The 16,023-nt window shown below is 38.4% G+C and carries 9 protein-coding genes; 7 read left to right on the forward strand and 2 right to left on the reverse strand.

Annotated elements, in window-relative coordinates; all coding sequences use genetic code 11:
* Positions 1–64 precede the first annotated feature (64 nt).
* From QM481_RS11225 to QM481_RS11255, 7 genes are all read left to right on the forward strand, one after another.
* The gene (locus QM481_RS11225; protein ID WP_283381844.1) at positions 65–3,052 is read left to right on the forward strand and encodes a SusC/RagA family TonB-linked outer membrane protein; all 2,988 of its coding nucleotides are present in this window, start codon (positions 65–67) and stop codon (positions 3,050–3,052) included.
* A 10-nt stretch (positions 3,053–3,062) separates the two neighbouring features.
* Entirely contained in the window at positions 3,063–4,670 is a 1,608-nt protein-coding gene (locus QM481_RS11230; RefSeq protein ID WP_283381845.1) for a RagB/SusD family nutrient uptake outer membrane protein, read from the forward strand.
* 174 nt (positions 4,671–4,844) lie between these two features.
* Positions 4,845–5,903: a SusE domain-containing protein gene (locus tag QM481_RS11235; protein ID WP_283381846.1), complete on the forward strand. Its 1,059-nt coding sequence runs from the start codon at positions 4,845–4,847 to the stop codon at positions 5,901–5,903.
* Positions 5,904–6,094: 191 nt separating this feature from the next.
* Positions 6,095–7,138: a glycoside hydrolase family 53 protein gene (locus QM481_RS11240; protein WP_283381847.1), complete on the forward strand. Its 1,044-nt coding sequence runs from the start codon at positions 6,095–6,097 to the stop codon at positions 7,136–7,138.
* 92 nt (positions 7,139–7,230) lie between these two features.
* Entirely contained in the window at positions 7,231–10,647 is a 3,417-nt protein-coding gene (galA, locus tag QM481_RS11245) for a beta-galactosidase GalA (RefSeq protein ID WP_283381848.1), read from the forward strand.
* Positions 10,648–11,243: 596 nt separating this feature from the next.
* Complete coding sequence (locus tag QM481_RS11250) at positions 11,244–11,567, forward strand: DUF952 domain-containing protein (protein WP_283381849.1); 324 nt, start codon at positions 11,244–11,246, stop codon at positions 11,565–11,567.
* Positions 11,568–11,758: 191 nt separating this feature from the next.
* Positions 11,759–13,168, forward strand: a complete 1,410-nt coding sequence (locus QM481_RS11255; protein WP_283381850.1) for a chloride channel protein — start codon at positions 11,759–11,761, stop codon at positions 13,166–13,168.
* An 84-nt stretch (positions 13,169–13,252) separates the two neighbouring features.
* Here the strand turns inward: QM481_RS11255 and QM481_RS11260 are convergent, their stop codons facing one another.
* Both QM481_RS11260 and QM481_RS11265 read right to left on the reverse strand, forming a co-directional pair.
* Positions 13,253–15,223: an alpha/beta hydrolase domain-containing protein gene (locus tag QM481_RS11260; protein ID WP_283381851.1), complete on the reverse strand. Its 1,971-nt coding sequence runs from the start codon at positions 15,221–15,223 to the stop codon at positions 13,253–13,255.
* Positions 15,224–15,553: 330 nt separating this feature from the next.
* Entirely contained in the window at positions 15,554–15,916 is a 363-nt protein-coding gene (locus tag QM481_RS11265; RefSeq protein ID WP_283381852.1) for a response regulator, read from the reverse strand.
* Positions 15,917–16,023: the final 107 nt, after the last annotated feature.

A 16,023-nucleotide genomic window follows, 5' to 3' on the forward strand; every position in this document is an offset into this window, starting at 1 on the left:
AAGCTCTCTATAATTTTGACTTTGAAAATATTTTATAGTACTATATTGATAAATAAAGTCAAAAATGAGAAAAAGTTTATGGTATTCTGTCTTGACAATACTGTGTACGCTAAGCAGTATTTTTGCTTATGCGCAAGACAAATTAATTACAGGTCGTGTAACAGATGCTTCAGACGAAGCGCTGCCCGGAGTGAGTATTTCAGTTAAAAATAAAAAGACTGCTACTATCTCTGATGCCAAAGGTGAATACAAAATTAAGGCTAGTATAGGAGATATATTAGTAATTAGTTCGGTTGGTTATGTTAAAGTTGAAAAATCGTTTTCTGCCGTAACTACCTTAAATATAAGTTTGGTAGCAGATAACACGTCCTTAGAGGAGGTCGTTGTAGTGGGCTATGGGACAAGTCGTAAAAAAGATTTGACAGGCTCGGTGACCTCTATTACCTCTAAAGATTTCCAAACGGGTGCGATTACTACCCCAGAGCAATTGATTTCGGGCAAAGTGCCAGGCGTTTCGATTATCTCTAATAGCGGACAGCCCGGTGCAGGTAGTACGATTCGTATTCGTGGAGGATCATCGTTGAGTGCCAGTAATAATCCATTGATTGTGATTGATGGTGTGCCTTTAGAAGGAGAAGGAGGCATTGCGGGTGCATCCAATCCATTGAGTTTTATCAATCCCAACGACATCGAAACTTTTACTGTTTTGAAAGACGCTTCAGCGGCTGCCATTTATGGAACTCGTGCTTCAAATGGCGTTATCATTATTACCACTAAAAAAGGGAAAAGCGGAGCTTTACGCATTAATTTTTCTTCTGTAAACTCTCTTTCTACCGTTGCCAAACAAGTAAGTGTTTTGAGTGCCGATCAGTTTAGAACGATTGTTAATGAAAAAGGAACAGCCGCACAAAAAGCTCTATTAGGTACAGCTAATACAAATTGGCAAGATGTGATTTATCAGACGGCCCACATGACTGATAATAATTTGAGTATTGGTGGAGAAGTGGCAAAATTGCCTTATCGTATTTCATTAGGATTCCAAACACAGTCAGGGGTATTGAAGACGGATAAATTACAACGTACTTCTGTTGCATTGTCATTAAATCCTACCTTTTTTAATAACCATTTAAAGGTAGATTTAAGTTTGAAAGGCTCACTTCAAAAATCAAGATTCGCAAATTTAGGTGCGATTGGTGCAGCAGTAAGTTTTGACCCAACACAACCCGTTTATGCAACCGTAAATCCGCAACGTTTTGGTGGCTATTTTGAATGGCTTGACCGTAACTCACCAACAGGTTTAATGAACTTAGCAGGACGCAACCCTCTCGGAATGTTGGAGCAACGTTTTGATGAAGGTACGCCACAACGTAGTATTGGCAATATCCAGTTTGATTATAAATTCCACTTTCTTCCTGAATTAAGAGCTAACCTTAACTTGGGCTATGATGTGTCTAAAGGCGAAGGTACCGTGTATGTATCCGACAGTTCGGCCATTGGATATGTAGTAGGTGGCAAAGGCGGAACTAATAATATCTACAAGCAAACTAAGCAAAATACCTTATTAGAATTTTACCTCAACTATGTCAAAGATTTACGCTTCCTCAAAAGTCGTGTAGATGTAATGGCGGGTTATTCTTACAATAATTACCTAACCACCAATTATAATTACGCTAGCTACACCGCTAGTGGCGAAAAGTACCCGAATACAGACCCTGCTTTTCCTTTTGACAAACCAGAAAATACCTTGATTTCATTTTTTGGTCGTGCAAACTATTCGGTTAACAACCGATATTTCTTGACAGCTACGCTTCGTCGTGATGGTTCGTCGAGATTTGCACCAGCGAATCGTTGGGGTCTTTTTCCATCCATTGCCTTGGCTTGGGATTTGAAAGAAGAAGGAATTTTTGCGAAAAATGAAACCTTATCTACCCTAAAACTTCGTGCAAGTTATGGTGTGACGGGTCAGCAGGATGGTATCGGAAACTATGATTACTATTCTTATTATGCCTTAAGTGCGCCAAATGCCGCTTATCAGTTTGGTAATAGTTATTATCAAGGTTACCGACCAGGAGGATTTTATGCAAATCGTAAATGGGAAGAAACCGCTTCGACCAACCTTGCTATCGATTACGGTTTTTGGGATGGACGTGTAAAAGGTAGCGTCGATTTTTATGTAAAAAAGACCAAAGACTTATTGAACAATATTCCACAACCTGCTGGGGCTAACTTCTCGGCTTATATCGTTGCCAATGTAGGAAGCATGGAAAATAGAGGGGTGGAATTTAGTGTGAGCACACAAATTATTCGTAAGCGAGAGTTGACTTGGAATTTAGATTTTAATGCGACTTACAACGAAAACAAAATCACCAATCTTACGGTAGTACCAGGCGACCAAAACTATGTTGGTTTCCCTTCAGGTGGAATCGCAGGCGGTATTGGAGGACAGTTTGCTTTCATCAACTCGGTGGGTTATTCTCGCAATACCTTCTATTTGTACAAGCAAGTTTATGATGCTAATGGAAAACCATTGGAAGGTGTATTTGTAGACCAAAATGGAGATGGTGTAATCAACCAAGATGATTTGTATAGAGGAAAAAGTTCAGTACCAAAAGTATTCTTTGGCTTGAGTAGCTCACTCAATTACAAGCGTTGGAATTTGGGAGTTGTGATGCGTTCGTCGGTGGGTAATTATGTGTATAACAACAACTACAGTCAAAGTGGCGTACAAAACCAAATTTTAGGTAATAATGTCCTGTACAATGCTTCAACGAACTATTTGACAACAGGATTCAAAGGAAATAGCCAACAATTGTTGAGCGATTATTATATCCAAAATGCCTCATTTGTACGTATGGATAATGCGAATTTGAGCTATGATTTGGGTAAAATTATGAAAAATAGCAATGTCAATTTACGTCTCAATGCCAGTGTTCAAAATGTATTTGTGATTACCAAATACACAGGACTTGACCCAGAAGTAGCTTCGGGTATCGATAGCAATTTGTATCCTCGTCCACGCACATTCTCTTTAGGTTTGAACTTTGATTTTTAAAGATAATTCCATGAAAATTTCCTATATAAAAATAACGCTTGCCGCTTTTTTACTAAGCATCGGTACATCCTGCACAAGCGATTTGGATTTACTACCAACGAATGATATTACTTCTGAAACGGTTTACAAAACACCTCAAGGATACAAGCAAGGTCTCGCAAAAGTATATGCAGCCTTTGCTTTGACGGGTAACACTGGTGGGACGGGTAGCCCAGATATTCCTTCTCAAATTATTGCAGATGAAGGGAACTCCGATTTCTTGCGTTTGTATTGGAACTTACAAGAAATCACCACCGATGAAGCTGCTTGGACTTGGCAAAATGATGCAGGAGTTAAAGGGCTAAAAGAAATGTCTTGGTCGGCAATTAACCCTATTGTTAATGGTTTGTATTATCGCTCGTTTTTTCAAATTACGCTTTGTAATGATTTTATTCGCGAGTCATCCGATGCCAATTTGAGTAAAAGAGGTATTACTGGAACCGATGCCGATAACATCAGAAAATACCGTGCTGAGGCTCGTTTTATCAGAGCTTATCAATATTGGGTTTTGATGGATATGTATGGAAATCCGCCTTTTGCCACAGAAAACGATGCGATTGGGACAACTATTCCGAAGCAAATTCAGCGTAAAGATTTATTCAACTATATCGAATCTGAGTTGAAGGCTATCGAAAATGATTTGATTGCACCGGGACAGAACGAGTATCCACGTGCTGAAAAATCAGCGGCTTGGGCATTACTTTCTCGCTTGTATCTTAATGCAGAAGTGTACACAGGTACGCCAAAATACACTGACGCTATTACCTATTGTAATAAGTTGAGAGATGCGAATTATGGTTTGCATACCAATTATCGTGAATTGACCATTGCTGACAATCATTTGAATACCAAGGAAAATATTTTCATGATTGCTTACGATGGTACCAATACCCAAAACTGGGGTGGAACTACCTATTTGACCCACGGACAAGCGGCTTTACCAGGAGATTTGTCAGGAACAAATGGTAACTGGGGAGGCTTGCGTCACTCGCAAAACTTTGTGAGTTTATTTGTTGACCCTTCTGGCAATACAGATGTGCGTGCTCAGTTTTATACGACTGGTCAAAACAAAGACATGACAGATTTGTACACAGGAACGGACGGTTATTCTTCTTCAAAATACAGAAATAAAACTCGTTCAGGAGCAAAAGCCCCTCATCAAGATTTAGCTGGAAACTTTGTTGATATCGATTTCCCACTTTTCCGTATGGGAGAAATCTATTTGACTTACGCCGAAGCTGTATTACGTGGTGGAACGGGGGGCGATTTGAGTACGGCTTTGTCGTTGGTAAACCAATTACGTACTCGTGCCTACAATGGAAAAACCGCAGGTAATATTGTGTCTAATCAGTTGACGTTGGATTTTGTTTTGGACGAAAGGGGTCGTGAATTATACTATGAGGCACAACGTAGAACCGATTTAGTTCGATTTAAGAAATTTACAACAGGAGCATATCTCTGGGCTTGGAAGGGTGGTACTGTCAACGGTCGCTCGGTGGAGGATAAATACAACATCTTCCCGATTCCTGCTAATGACCTTTCTTCAAATCCAAATCTTGTTCAGAATAAAGGATACTAGGATTAAACTATTGCGGATTTAGGATTATTGATTTCGGAAGTTTGGGAAAATACTTTTATGAATTAAAAGATACATATTAAAAAGTAGGTTACACTTCCGAAATCCAACATCCGATATCCGAAATATAATAGCCTGTTCAAAAAATCAATTTCGGTATTTCAACATGGAAATTCAATGAAAAAAATCATACAATATCTCTTTTTGGGCTTGTTTTTGCAAAGTCTTGTGGCTTGCGAAAATGACGAAGTAAAAACCTATATGAGTGCTCAGACACAAGCACCTAAATTGACCTCAACTCAAACCAATTATGTATTATCGGCAAATACAGCTAATGATAGTACTGTATCTTTGACATGGGCTCGTTCGGATTATGGTTTTAGTGCTGCCTCAAAATATACCTTGCAAATTGCCAAAGCAGGAACCAACTTTGCAGCACCTAAAGAGATTAGTTTAGGAAATGCAACTTCATTCAAATACACTACGGCAGATTTTAACCAGTTGGCAATCCTACAAGGTCTAAAACCAAGTACCGTAGGACAACTCGAAATTCGTGTAAAATCGAGTATTTCTGAATCGGTAGCAGATTTGTATTCAAACACATTAACCGTTTCCGTTACGCCTTATATTGTCGTAATCAATTACCCGTCGCTTTGGGTAGCGGGCGATTATCAAGGTTGGAATCCAGCGACCGCTCCAAAAATTTCATCAAGAAATTCGAATGGTATTTATGAAGGCTACGTTTGGATTTCGGGAGGTACTCGCCAATTTAAACTAACAAGTCAACCAGATTGGAATGGTATTGCCTACGGTTGGGCGAGTAGCACAACCACTGGTACGGACGTAGCAGGTACGATTAATACAAGCGGAGGAAACTTGTTTGTTCCAGGAGATGGTTATTTCTTAATCAAAGCAAATACCAACACGAATACATGGAGCGCCACCAAAACGACATGGTCTATCATTGGAGACGCGCCCGAGGGTTCAAATTGGTCAAACGATATTCCGATGCAGTTTGATGCCACCAAAAATGTGTGGAAAGCAACCACTAAACTCAATGTTGGTAGTTTGAAATTTAGAGCCAATAGCGGTTGGACCATCAATTTGGGCGATACAGGTGCCGACCTAAGTCTTGAGTATGATGGAACAGACATTAAAATTCCAGCAAACCTGACAGGAACAAGAACCATTACCCTTGATTTGAAAGCTGGGAATTATACTTATACGATTGAATAGAAAATTGGTAAGGCATAAAATTGAGATTTCTGCCTACTGATTTAACCAATGTTTTGTTTTAATTACAAGTGCTGAGTTGTGGATGTAAAATTCTGATAATCTTAAAATTACATTCACAATTCACCACTAACAATTCAGCATTTATACTTACCTATCCTGAATTTTACATAATTAAAAATTAATATCCTCTCATGAACTTAAAACGATATTTTCATTTTTTGATGGCTTCGGTATTGCTCATTTCTTGTAGCAATAATACACCAACACCTGTCGAACCAACGCCTGTTACGCCAGTGACATCTACTTTCGCCAAGGGCGCAGATATTAGTTGGATTACAGAAATGGAAGCCAAAGGAATCAAATTCTATAACGCTTCAGGTACTCAAATGGAAGGAATGGCTTTGATGAAGTCCTTGGGAATGAATACCATTCGTTTGAGAGTTTGGGTAAATCCATCGCCAGCCTATAATGATAAAACCGATGTGGTGGCAAAGGCGATTCGTGCCAAAAATTTGGGAATGCGTATTATGATTGATTTTCATTATAGCGATAACTGGGCTGACCCTGGCAAGCAAGCAAAACCTGCGGCATGGGCAAATTTGGATTTAGCAGGACTAAAAACAGCGATTGCCAATCATACCACAGATGTGCTAAATGAACTCAAAAAGAATAATGTTACACCTGAATGGGTGCAAGTGGGCAACGAAACCAACGACGGAATGCTATGGCCAACGGGTCGTGCTTCGACGAATATGAGCGGTTTTGCGCAAATGATTAATGCTGGATATGATGCTGTTAAAGCAGTTTTCCCACAAGCAAAAGTGATTGTTCACTTGGCGAATGGCTATGATAATAGCCTATTTCGTTGGATGTTTGATGGCTTAAAGTCTAATGGAGCGAAGTATGATGTGATTGGTATGTCGTTATATCCAACTTGGGCCAATTCGACTTGGCAGGTGGCTAACCAAAACTGTTTGAATAATATGAACGATATGGTTTCTCGCTACGGTAAGGAAGTAATGATTGTTGAAATTGGTATGCCTTGGGATCAAGCTACCGAGTGTCAAGCTTTTATCAAAGATATTATTACAAAAACGAAATCTGTTTCAGGTTCGAAAGGCTTGGGCGTTTTGTACTGGGAACCACAAGCGTATAATAATTGGGTGGGTTATACTTTAGGGGCTTTTGATAATTCTGGAAAACCTACGGTGGCACTCAATTCATTTGCTGACTAAGGGGTTACAAATTTGAAGATTTGAAAATTTGGAGATTTGAAAATGCGCATGAATTAGACATCCGCATTTCTCATTTTTTATAAAACTATTTTATGCAAAAACTAAAAACTTATCTATTCAAACTGACCTTTGCCTTGGCGATTGTCGCTTTGATTCAGAAATCTACGTTATCCCAAAACCCAAGAACAAAGACTAATTTTGATAAAGATTGGCGTTTTCATTTGGGGCATTTCTCAAATCCTGAAAAGGATTTTAATTATGGTTTGACTAATCTTTTTTACAAATCAGGCTCGGCTGTCAATACGGCGATTGACCCAAAATTTGTAGATTCTACATGGACAAAACTCAACTTGCCTCATGATTGGGTTGTGACATTACCTTTTGTCAAATCCGAAGATACTCATGTTGAATCTCATGGCTTCAAACCTGTAGGTGGACAATTTCCTGAGACATCAATCGGCTGGTATCGTAAACATTTTAGTTTAGCCCCTGCCGATTCGGGAAGTCGCTATTCTATTCAATTTGATGGCATTTATCGTGATGCCAATGTTTGGATTAATGGCTTTTATCTAGGGAATAATAAGAGTGGTTATTTAGGAGCTTCGTATGATATCACCGATTTTTTGAATTTTCATAAAGACAATGTTGTCGTAGTGCGTGTAGACGCATCTCAATACGAGGGCTGGTTTTATGAAGGTGCAGGTATTTATCGCCATGTATGGCTAAATCGCTATCAAAATACTCATATTCAAGAAGATGGCATTTTTGCTTATTCTGAGATAACAGGCAATAAAGCCAATGTAAAAGTAGAAACGACTTTTAAAAATGAAGATTATAAGTCTGACAACCTGACCATTACAAGTTATTTGTTGGATAGAAACGGTAAAGTAGTTGCCAAATCTCCTGAACAAGCTTTTACCTTAAAGGCTCAAGAAGAGAAGATGGCAAGCCAAGCCATCAGCATCGCTAATCCTCGTCTTTGGTCCTTAGAAGCCCCATATTTATACAAGGTAAAAGTTGAATTGAAGTCGCAAGGTAAAGTGATTGACCAACAGCAATTTAGATTTGGGATTCGTACCATAGATATAAAACCCAATGGTGTATTTGTCAATGGAAATCATGTGAAAATCTTGGGGACTAATAATCACCAAGATCATGCAGGAGTAGGTAGTGCTATGCCAGATTATTTGCAATATTACCGTATCAGTTTATTGAAAAATATGGGTTCTAATGCCTACCGTGCGAGTCACCATGCGCCAACTCCAGAATTGATTGAGGCCTGTGATAGTTTGGGAATGTTACTATTGGATGAGCAACGATTGTTGAATAGTGGTACAGAATATATGAATCAGTTTGAAAGACTGATAAAGCGAGACAGAAATCATGCTTCGGTATTTTTGTGGAGCATAGGCAACGAGGAGGGATGGATTCAGAAAAATACGTTTGGGAAAAGAATTGCATTGACTATGTTAGCCAAGCAAAAACAATTTGACCCGACTCGAACTTCTACCTATGCAGCAGACTTGGCAAATCATTTTTCAGGCGTAAACGAAGTGATACCTGTGCGTGGCTTCAACTATCGTCAGTTTGCTGTTGAAGACTATCATAAAGACCACCCAACTCAGCCTATTTTAGGAACAGAAATGGGCAGTACTGTTACTACGAGAGGTATTTATGAAAAAGATACCATCAGAGGTTATGTGCCAGACCAAGATATTACAGCACCTTGGTGGGCAAGTACAGCCGAAGAATGGTGGAAGTTGGCAGCTAATAATGACTTTTGGCTAGGTGGTTTTATCTGGACAGGTTTTGATTATCGTGGGGAGCCAACTCCTTATCGTTGGCCAAATATTAGCTCGCATTTTGGGGTAATGGATGTTTGTGGCTTTCCCAAGAATATCTATTATTACTATCAAAGTTGGTGGACCGACAAAGATGTCTTGCATATAGCGCCACATTGGAATTGGCAAGGAAAAGAAGGACAACCGATCGATGTTTGGGTCAATAGTAATGCCGATGAGGTAGAGCTATTCTTGAATGAAAAATCTTTGGGTAAAAAAATCATGCCACGTAATGGACATTTGAATTGGACTGTGAATTACACTGCTGGAAAATTGGAAGCCATAGGTTGGAAAAAAGGTAGAAAAATCACGGCAAAGGTCGAGACTACAGGTTTACCTTACGAAGTTGTAGTGACGCCGTACAAAACTACCGCTGTTGCAGATGGAAAAGATGTAAGTATCATCAATATTTCAGTGATAGACAAAGAAGGTCGTGAAGTGCCTAACGCTGATAATTTGATTAAGTTTAAACTTAAAGGCGATGCAAAAATCATCGGTGTTGGTAATGGAGACCCAAGTAGCCATGAACCAGACCAATGTGCCGATAGTATGTGGCAACGTAATTTGTTTAATGGAAAATGTCAGGTAATTGTACAAATGGGCGAAAATCCAAGTATGATTCAGTTTGAGGCATCGGCAACAGGCTTATATTCTGGTGGAACAGATATTTTGACCGTTTCTCCTGAAAAAATAGCTCAAGTAAGTATCGACCCAACATACCAACTTAAGTCAGAAGCCAAAAAGTCAGCACCAATCGATAAAATACTGGGAGCAGATATTTCTTTTTTACCAGAATTAGAAGCAAAAAATATCAAGTTTTCAGATAAAGGTGTTGAAAAAGATGCCATCCAAATCTTGAAAGACCATGGTTTTAATTATGTTCGTTTGAGGATTTTCCATAATCCTGCACAGCCAAAAGGCTATTCTCCGACAAAAGGATTTTGTGATTTGGCACATACCAAAGAAATGGTAAAACGTGCCAAAGCGCTAGGCATGAAAGTCTTGTTGGATTTCCATTATTCAGATTATTGGGCTGACCCTGGCAAACAATTTAAGCCCTTAGCGTGGGAAGGAAAGAATTTTTCAGACCTTAAAAAATCATTGTACGACTACACGTACGAAGTGATGGAGGCGCTAAAGTCACAAGGGACATTACCTGATATGGTACAAGTAGGCAATGAAATCAATCATGGCTTAGTTTGGCCAGAAGGTAGTTTCGCAAACACTGACCAATTGGCTCAACTCATCAACGCAGGCACTTCGGCGGTGAAGGCGGTGGCTCCGCAAACGATTATGATGTTGCATGTAGCTTTGGGCGGACAACATCATGAATCGGTTCAGTTTATTGACAATATGTTGGCGCGAGGTGTTTATTTTGATGTAATTGGAGAATCCTATTATCCAAAATGGCATGGAACTATCGAGGATTTGCGAGACAATCTCAGTAATCTGATTGAGCGTTACAACAAAGATGTTATTGTGGTAGAATATTCGCAAATGAAAAACGAAGTCAATCAAGTAGCCTTTAATCTACCAAAAGGAAAAGGTAAAGGAACATGTATATGGGAACCACTCAATACTTGGGAAGCTATTTTTGAAAAAGACGGAAAAGCCAATCATCATTTGGCTACCTATGATGAAATAAGTAAACAGTTTTTGTTGAAGTAATGATTGAAGTTAGTGGGCAAAATAAAATAAATTTTACCTGCAATAGGCATTAAGCTTTATGCCATAAGCACATATTTTTCAATATCATGAATATATTTTTTGCCCACTAACTTAAGTATTCTTTCAAAATAATAACTAATCCGTTGAAAGTGTAAGGTATGGAGAATTAAAGCTTTAAATTAAAATTCATCATTAGAACTGTAGGAAGGATTTCCAATAATTGCAGATTTGAGATTAGTATTATACGAAGGTTGAGTTTTATCATTGAAATAGAATTGGTGTAGTGGTAACTCTTGCAGTTACCACACTCCAAATGGCAACCGCAAGGGTTGCCGCTACACCTCAAAAAACTATGAATGGGAACTCTTTTGAACAAAATATAAACCTTCGTACAATCCTAATTTGGGATTTCTGATTTAGGAAATAAAGTAAAATACCTAAACTTTTTGCGAAATATAACTTAAAAAGTAGATTACAGTTCCGAAATCCAACATCCGATATCCGAAATAGACAGTTTTAATTCGTCACTCATAATTCGTTACTTAGAAATCCGCCTATTCGCTTTAACTTTGTACCGAATCTTAAAACAACAAGTTATGCTACTTCATCATATTGTTTCGCCTGAATGGTGGGCTAAATTTGAAGGATTATCCCATTACGAATCCGAAACTTTAGCACAAGAAACCTTTATTCATTTTTCCACGCCTGAGCAAGTAGAAGGTACATTAAATCGCTTTTTTATAGGAGTTCCTCGTTTGATTTTACTACATATCAACCAAGACTTATTAGAAGCTGAATTAAAGTTTGAATCTGCTGGTGACCATGGCGTTTTTCCACATCTTTATGGTAAATTAAACATGAGTGCAGTGATTAAAGTGGAAGAAATACAGCCAGATACCAACGGTGTTTGGAAAAGATAGGACTTGTAATTTTTTTATATCGATACAGTGCTTTAATTCTCTTGATTTCATAATTTGAAATGAGGGTAATTAAAGCACTTTATTTTTGTATTATCTGATTACTAATAAAATTCTAATAAATTGCGACAAACCAATAATCTACTTTTGTATCTAATCAATCAAAAAGAGAATAAATTTAACCTGCTAAGAAATTGAATTTTTCAAGGAAACGAAATATTGTAAAGCTCAAAAATCATCCTTTTGGAAGGATCTTTTGGAATTATTTTGAAGAACTTTATCTTCGGACCTTATCAACTAATCAATCGCTCAGAAAACAGACTTTTCAAGTCATTCCATATCTTGTAGGGGCACTTATTACGGGTACAGTGGCTTTTTTGTATAGCCGTATTTTTAGTTTGGCTGAGCATGGGTCTATTTTATTATTTGAATATTCACCGCTAAGTGTTTTTGTGATTACTCCGCTTTCGTTTGTGTTGTCTTGGTGGATAGCACAGCGGTTTGCACCGTACACCAAAGGCAGTGGAATTCCTCAAGTAATGGCAGCCCTAGAGTTAGAAAAGCCAGAAGAAAAGTCTTTTATCCGTTCTTTTGTAGGATTTAAGGTGATTTTGGTAAAGATATTTTCTAGCGCCATAAAAGTACTTGGAGGAGGCATAGTGGGTAGGGAAGGTCCAACTATTCAAATTGGGAGTTCCATTTTTCTAGAAATAAAAAGAGCTTTACCAAAATGGTGGATTAATATTTCCGAAAAAAATATGTTGATTGCAGGTGCTGCTTCAGGACTTGCCTCGGCATTTAATACTCCCTTAGGCGGCGTGATTTTTGCAATAGAAGAACTCTCAAAATTTCATATCAAATATTATAAAACACCTCTTTTTATTGCAGTCATTACCGCTGGTTTAACGGCTCAAGGGCTAGGAGGCTCATACCTATATTTGGGTACTCCCAAAACAGGTTTCGAAGGATTGAAAGTAATCGTAGGCATCGTGTTAGTTGGAGTGATAGGAGGTTATTTAGGAAGTAAAATGTGCGTTTTACTTTTGAAATTTATGCAGTTTTTTGGTAAGATAGCATCAAATCCTAGGAAAGTACTCGTCATTATTTTATGTGGATTATGGGTAGCAACAACGATATACTTTTTGGGTTTTGAAGCAATGGGCTCTGGTAAAGAAATCATGGAGAGAGTATTATTTACCAACTATAAGTCTGTAGAATGGTATCTGCCCCTCGTAAGAATTGTAGGGCTTATGACCTCGTTTGGATTTGGAGGCGCTGGTGGCGTTTTTGCACCGTCCCTAAGCACGGGAGCCACCGTAGGTGCGTATGTCTCGCAGGTTTTACATCTAACAGGAGGTAACGCCAACTTATTAATTCTGATTGGAATGACTGCATTCTTGACAGGAGTTACACGTGCGCCTTTTACAAGCGCAATCATTATTTTTGAAATGACAGATCGCCATTCAATAATTTTCTTCTTGTTAATTGGCGGGTTCTTGGCAAATATTATCGCGAATTTCGTTTCATCACATTCATTTTATGACCAATTAAAGGATTTGTATTTGAAAGATGTGAAGGAGAAAGTAGAAGTTAAGAAAGAGTAATAGGGGACGGGATTTTGGATAGAAATAATATAAATAAACCCACAACCCAGAAGTTTGTCCTCTGAGTTGTGGGTTTGTAATTGCTTACTCAAACAAACTATTTTTTTCTGCTTTTTTGATTTCTCGCTCTGCATCCTCTGGAAGCATGAGTCCTTCTTTTACCATATCTTCGGCTGCTTTTTTGACTAATGAAACATAGTGTTCAGAGTTGCCATATCTTTCTTCTAGTGATAAACGTGGGTCATTTTTTACTAATCTTTCTGCTTTGGTTTTGGCAAATGGCAGAAAATAACCGTCTAATGGTGCTAAATTTCCTTCGCCATAGCCTTTGATTCTGAGCGACCAACCTGTATAAGTGCCTAGCGGAACTCGTCTTGTTAGGGTATGTAATCCTCCAATTTCGTTATTGTCTTGATCGACGGTAGGTACCAAAACCGTATAAACTTTGTCTTTGATGAGTTTGGCAGGTTCGTGTACAATGCCCGTCATCCATTTCGCTTGAAACTCCTTGCCAAAGTCCCTAACCGTGTAGCCATCAACCAATCCTTTGAATGGGATATTGGGAAGTGTTTGCCAACCTATCTCGGTACTTTTGGCGAGCGTCTTGTCTGCCACTTTGGGATATTGGCTCGCAGGTGGATTTTTGCCTTCCATCACCCATTGTTCTAGTGCCACATGCAATGCACGCCATGAATCATTAAAAGAGTTAGTATTGTTGGATTGACCTGTAATCTTGTTGATGTTCTCGTTTGGTGCAGGTCCGTGCTGTGTGCTGGCAAAATGATAAATTCTGACATTTTTAGGAATTTCTAAGTCTGTTTTGCCATAAACATCTGTAGTCCTGAGTGACATACGCATTTGCCAATATTCCGTTGAACTTACGGTGTGCATAATTTTGGGTAAAAATCCTTGCTTAGCACAGTTTTCAAGAATTCCTCCCGTTGTGCCTGAAAGCGGGTCGGTAGTAATGTTCCATGTAAAAGGTGCTTCGTTGCCAGCAAACAGTATTTCTTCATGCTGTAATCCTGCACCTCCTGGACGCCCAAAACGGATGTTTACCGAAGTTTTGCGTGTGGCAACGTGTACGTTTAGACCATCAAAAATAATTTGATTTTTTTCGCTGGCATTAAATCCTAGATGAAGGAATGTTCTCAAAAAATTACCACATTGTGAGACACCTATCGCAACAGATTTTTTGATGTATCCTGCCAACTGGTTTTGTGGACTTTTATCATAACGACAAAAATCTACTATATCTCTAGTTGCGGCAAGCCCTAAACCTAATACTAAAGGATTTTGAGCTGTGTATTGGAACTCATAAATATAATTCGGGTCAAAACCGCCCTTTAGTGAAAGCTTAGTTGTACTAGGCACACAGTCGCCTTTACTACAATCACTAAAAGACCACTCTGTCGATGGAATTTCAACAGGCTCATCTAATGGATTAAATTTTCGGGTTAGACGTGCTGTTTTGGTATCCAAACTAGCGGTTTCATAAGGGGTATGGAATTGTCCAGTGAAAGTTGTACCACTCAAAGGAACAGTTGATGTAAGCTCGTTTACGATAAACTCGGTATGGAGCTTCCCCATAATAGTTTTGCCATTTTGCGTTGCGACTGGCACTTTAATTTTGAGCTTACTATCGCCATACAAATCACCTTGCCAGCCTCCCCAAAGGAACACATAGCCACGTTTCATGAGTGTGGTATCTGGTCCATACGCATTGCCACGGTTCGGAACATTGTAAAATAGTAGACCATTGGATTTTCTCATATCTACAGGTTTCAGCATCACAAACTCGGTGACATATTCAACCATACCATGGCTGTTGCGTGGCGCAAGCGTAATATCTTGGATGATTTTGTTGTGAGCCTCAAAAGGATTTACTTCACCATAGGCTAATCCTGTAATTCTCACAAAGGCGCCTATATTGCCAAATACACGGCCATTTTGATAGGATTCTTCCTTAAGGATTTCAATTTTAGTGATTTTTGCAGAAACAGAATAACTGCCTATTGTCAACAAGAATAGAATAAATAGCGTAATTTTTTTCATAAAAAATTGGTTGAAGGGGAATGAATTTGGGTACTTGTGTATGTATGCAGATAGCCTTTTGATTTGCAATAAAGGATTAATCGTGCTCTGTATTTATACTTAAATGGCTACAAATATAGAAGCTGTTTAATCATTTTCGTTATGGGTAAGTAAATTCACCCTTTAAATGGAACCATTGTTAAAGAAATCTTCAAATTGTGAACTTTAACGTATATGTAACAGAATGAAGTTTTACTAAAAAGCGAAACCCAAGCCTATCGGTTTGGGCTTGGGTTCTTTTTTAATGCAGTAATATGTAAGGACGGTTTTAATTTGAAATGTTATGACTCATTAGTTAAGATGAATGAGTCTTTGTGCTCTAAGTAGTAACTCATTCATTCTGAATGGTTTTTCTACAAAATCATTGGCGCCTAATCTAAAAACGTCATTGATGGTATGCTCATTACTAGTACCTGATAATACCAAAATAGGAGTATCAGAAAGCTTAAATTCTCGGATATGAAGAATCAATTCTTGTCCTCCTGCGTACGGCATATTCAAATCAGTAATGACAACATCGGGTTGTACGTTGTCGAAACTTTCGATGGCGTCTAAACCATTTCCGGCACTAATAACAGTACAATCGTTTCTAGAAAATTTGTCGATCAATAGTTTTCGAAGAAGTGGTTCATCTTCAGCAATTAATACTTTCATTTATAAAGTTTTATGGGTTGTTATTGGAATCATCCAATAATATACCTACGAAATAGGACATATTATGGATTTCGAGAAGGTGCTATTTTTTAAAAAATTTAATATAT

It is taken from the genome of Flectobacillus rivi (assembly GCF_030056655.1).
GTDB classification, from domain to species: Bacteria; Bacteroidota; Bacteroidia; order Cytophagales; family Spirosomataceae; genus Flectobacillus; species Flectobacillus rivi.

Excerpts from the sequence above, each read along its gene's own strand:
- QM481_RS11225 (WP_283381844.1), top strand. The coding sequence starts at position 65 with ATGAGAAAAAGTTTATGGTATTCTGTCTTGACAATACTGTGTACGCTA.
- QM481_RS11250 (WP_283381849.1), top strand. The coding sequence starts at position 11,244 with ATGCTACTTCATCATATTGTTTCGCCTGAATGGTGGGCTAAATTTGAA.
- QM481_RS11260 (WP_283381851.1), bottom strand. The coding sequence starts at position 15,223 with ATGAAAAAAATTACGCTATTTATTCTATTCTTGTTGACAATAGGCAGT.
- QM481_RS11240 (WP_283381847.1), top strand. The coding sequence starts at position 6,095 with ATGAACTTAAAACGATATTTTCATTTTTTGATGGCTTCGGTATTGCTC.
- galA (WP_283381848.1), top strand. The coding sequence starts at position 7,231 with ATGCAAAAACTAAAAACTTATCTATTCAAACTGACCTTTGCCTTGGCG.
- QM481_RS11265 (WP_283381852.1), bottom strand. The coding sequence starts at position 15,916 with ATGAAAGTATTAATTGCTGAAGATGAACCACTTCTTCGAAAACTATTG.
- QM481_RS11230 (WP_283381845.1), top strand. The coding sequence starts at position 3,063 with ATGAAAATTTCCTATATAAAAATAACGCTTGCCGCTTTTTTACTAAGC.
- QM481_RS11235 (WP_283381846.1), top strand. The coding sequence starts at position 4,845 with ATGAAAAAAATCATACAATATCTCTTTTTGGGCTTGTTTTTGCAAAGT.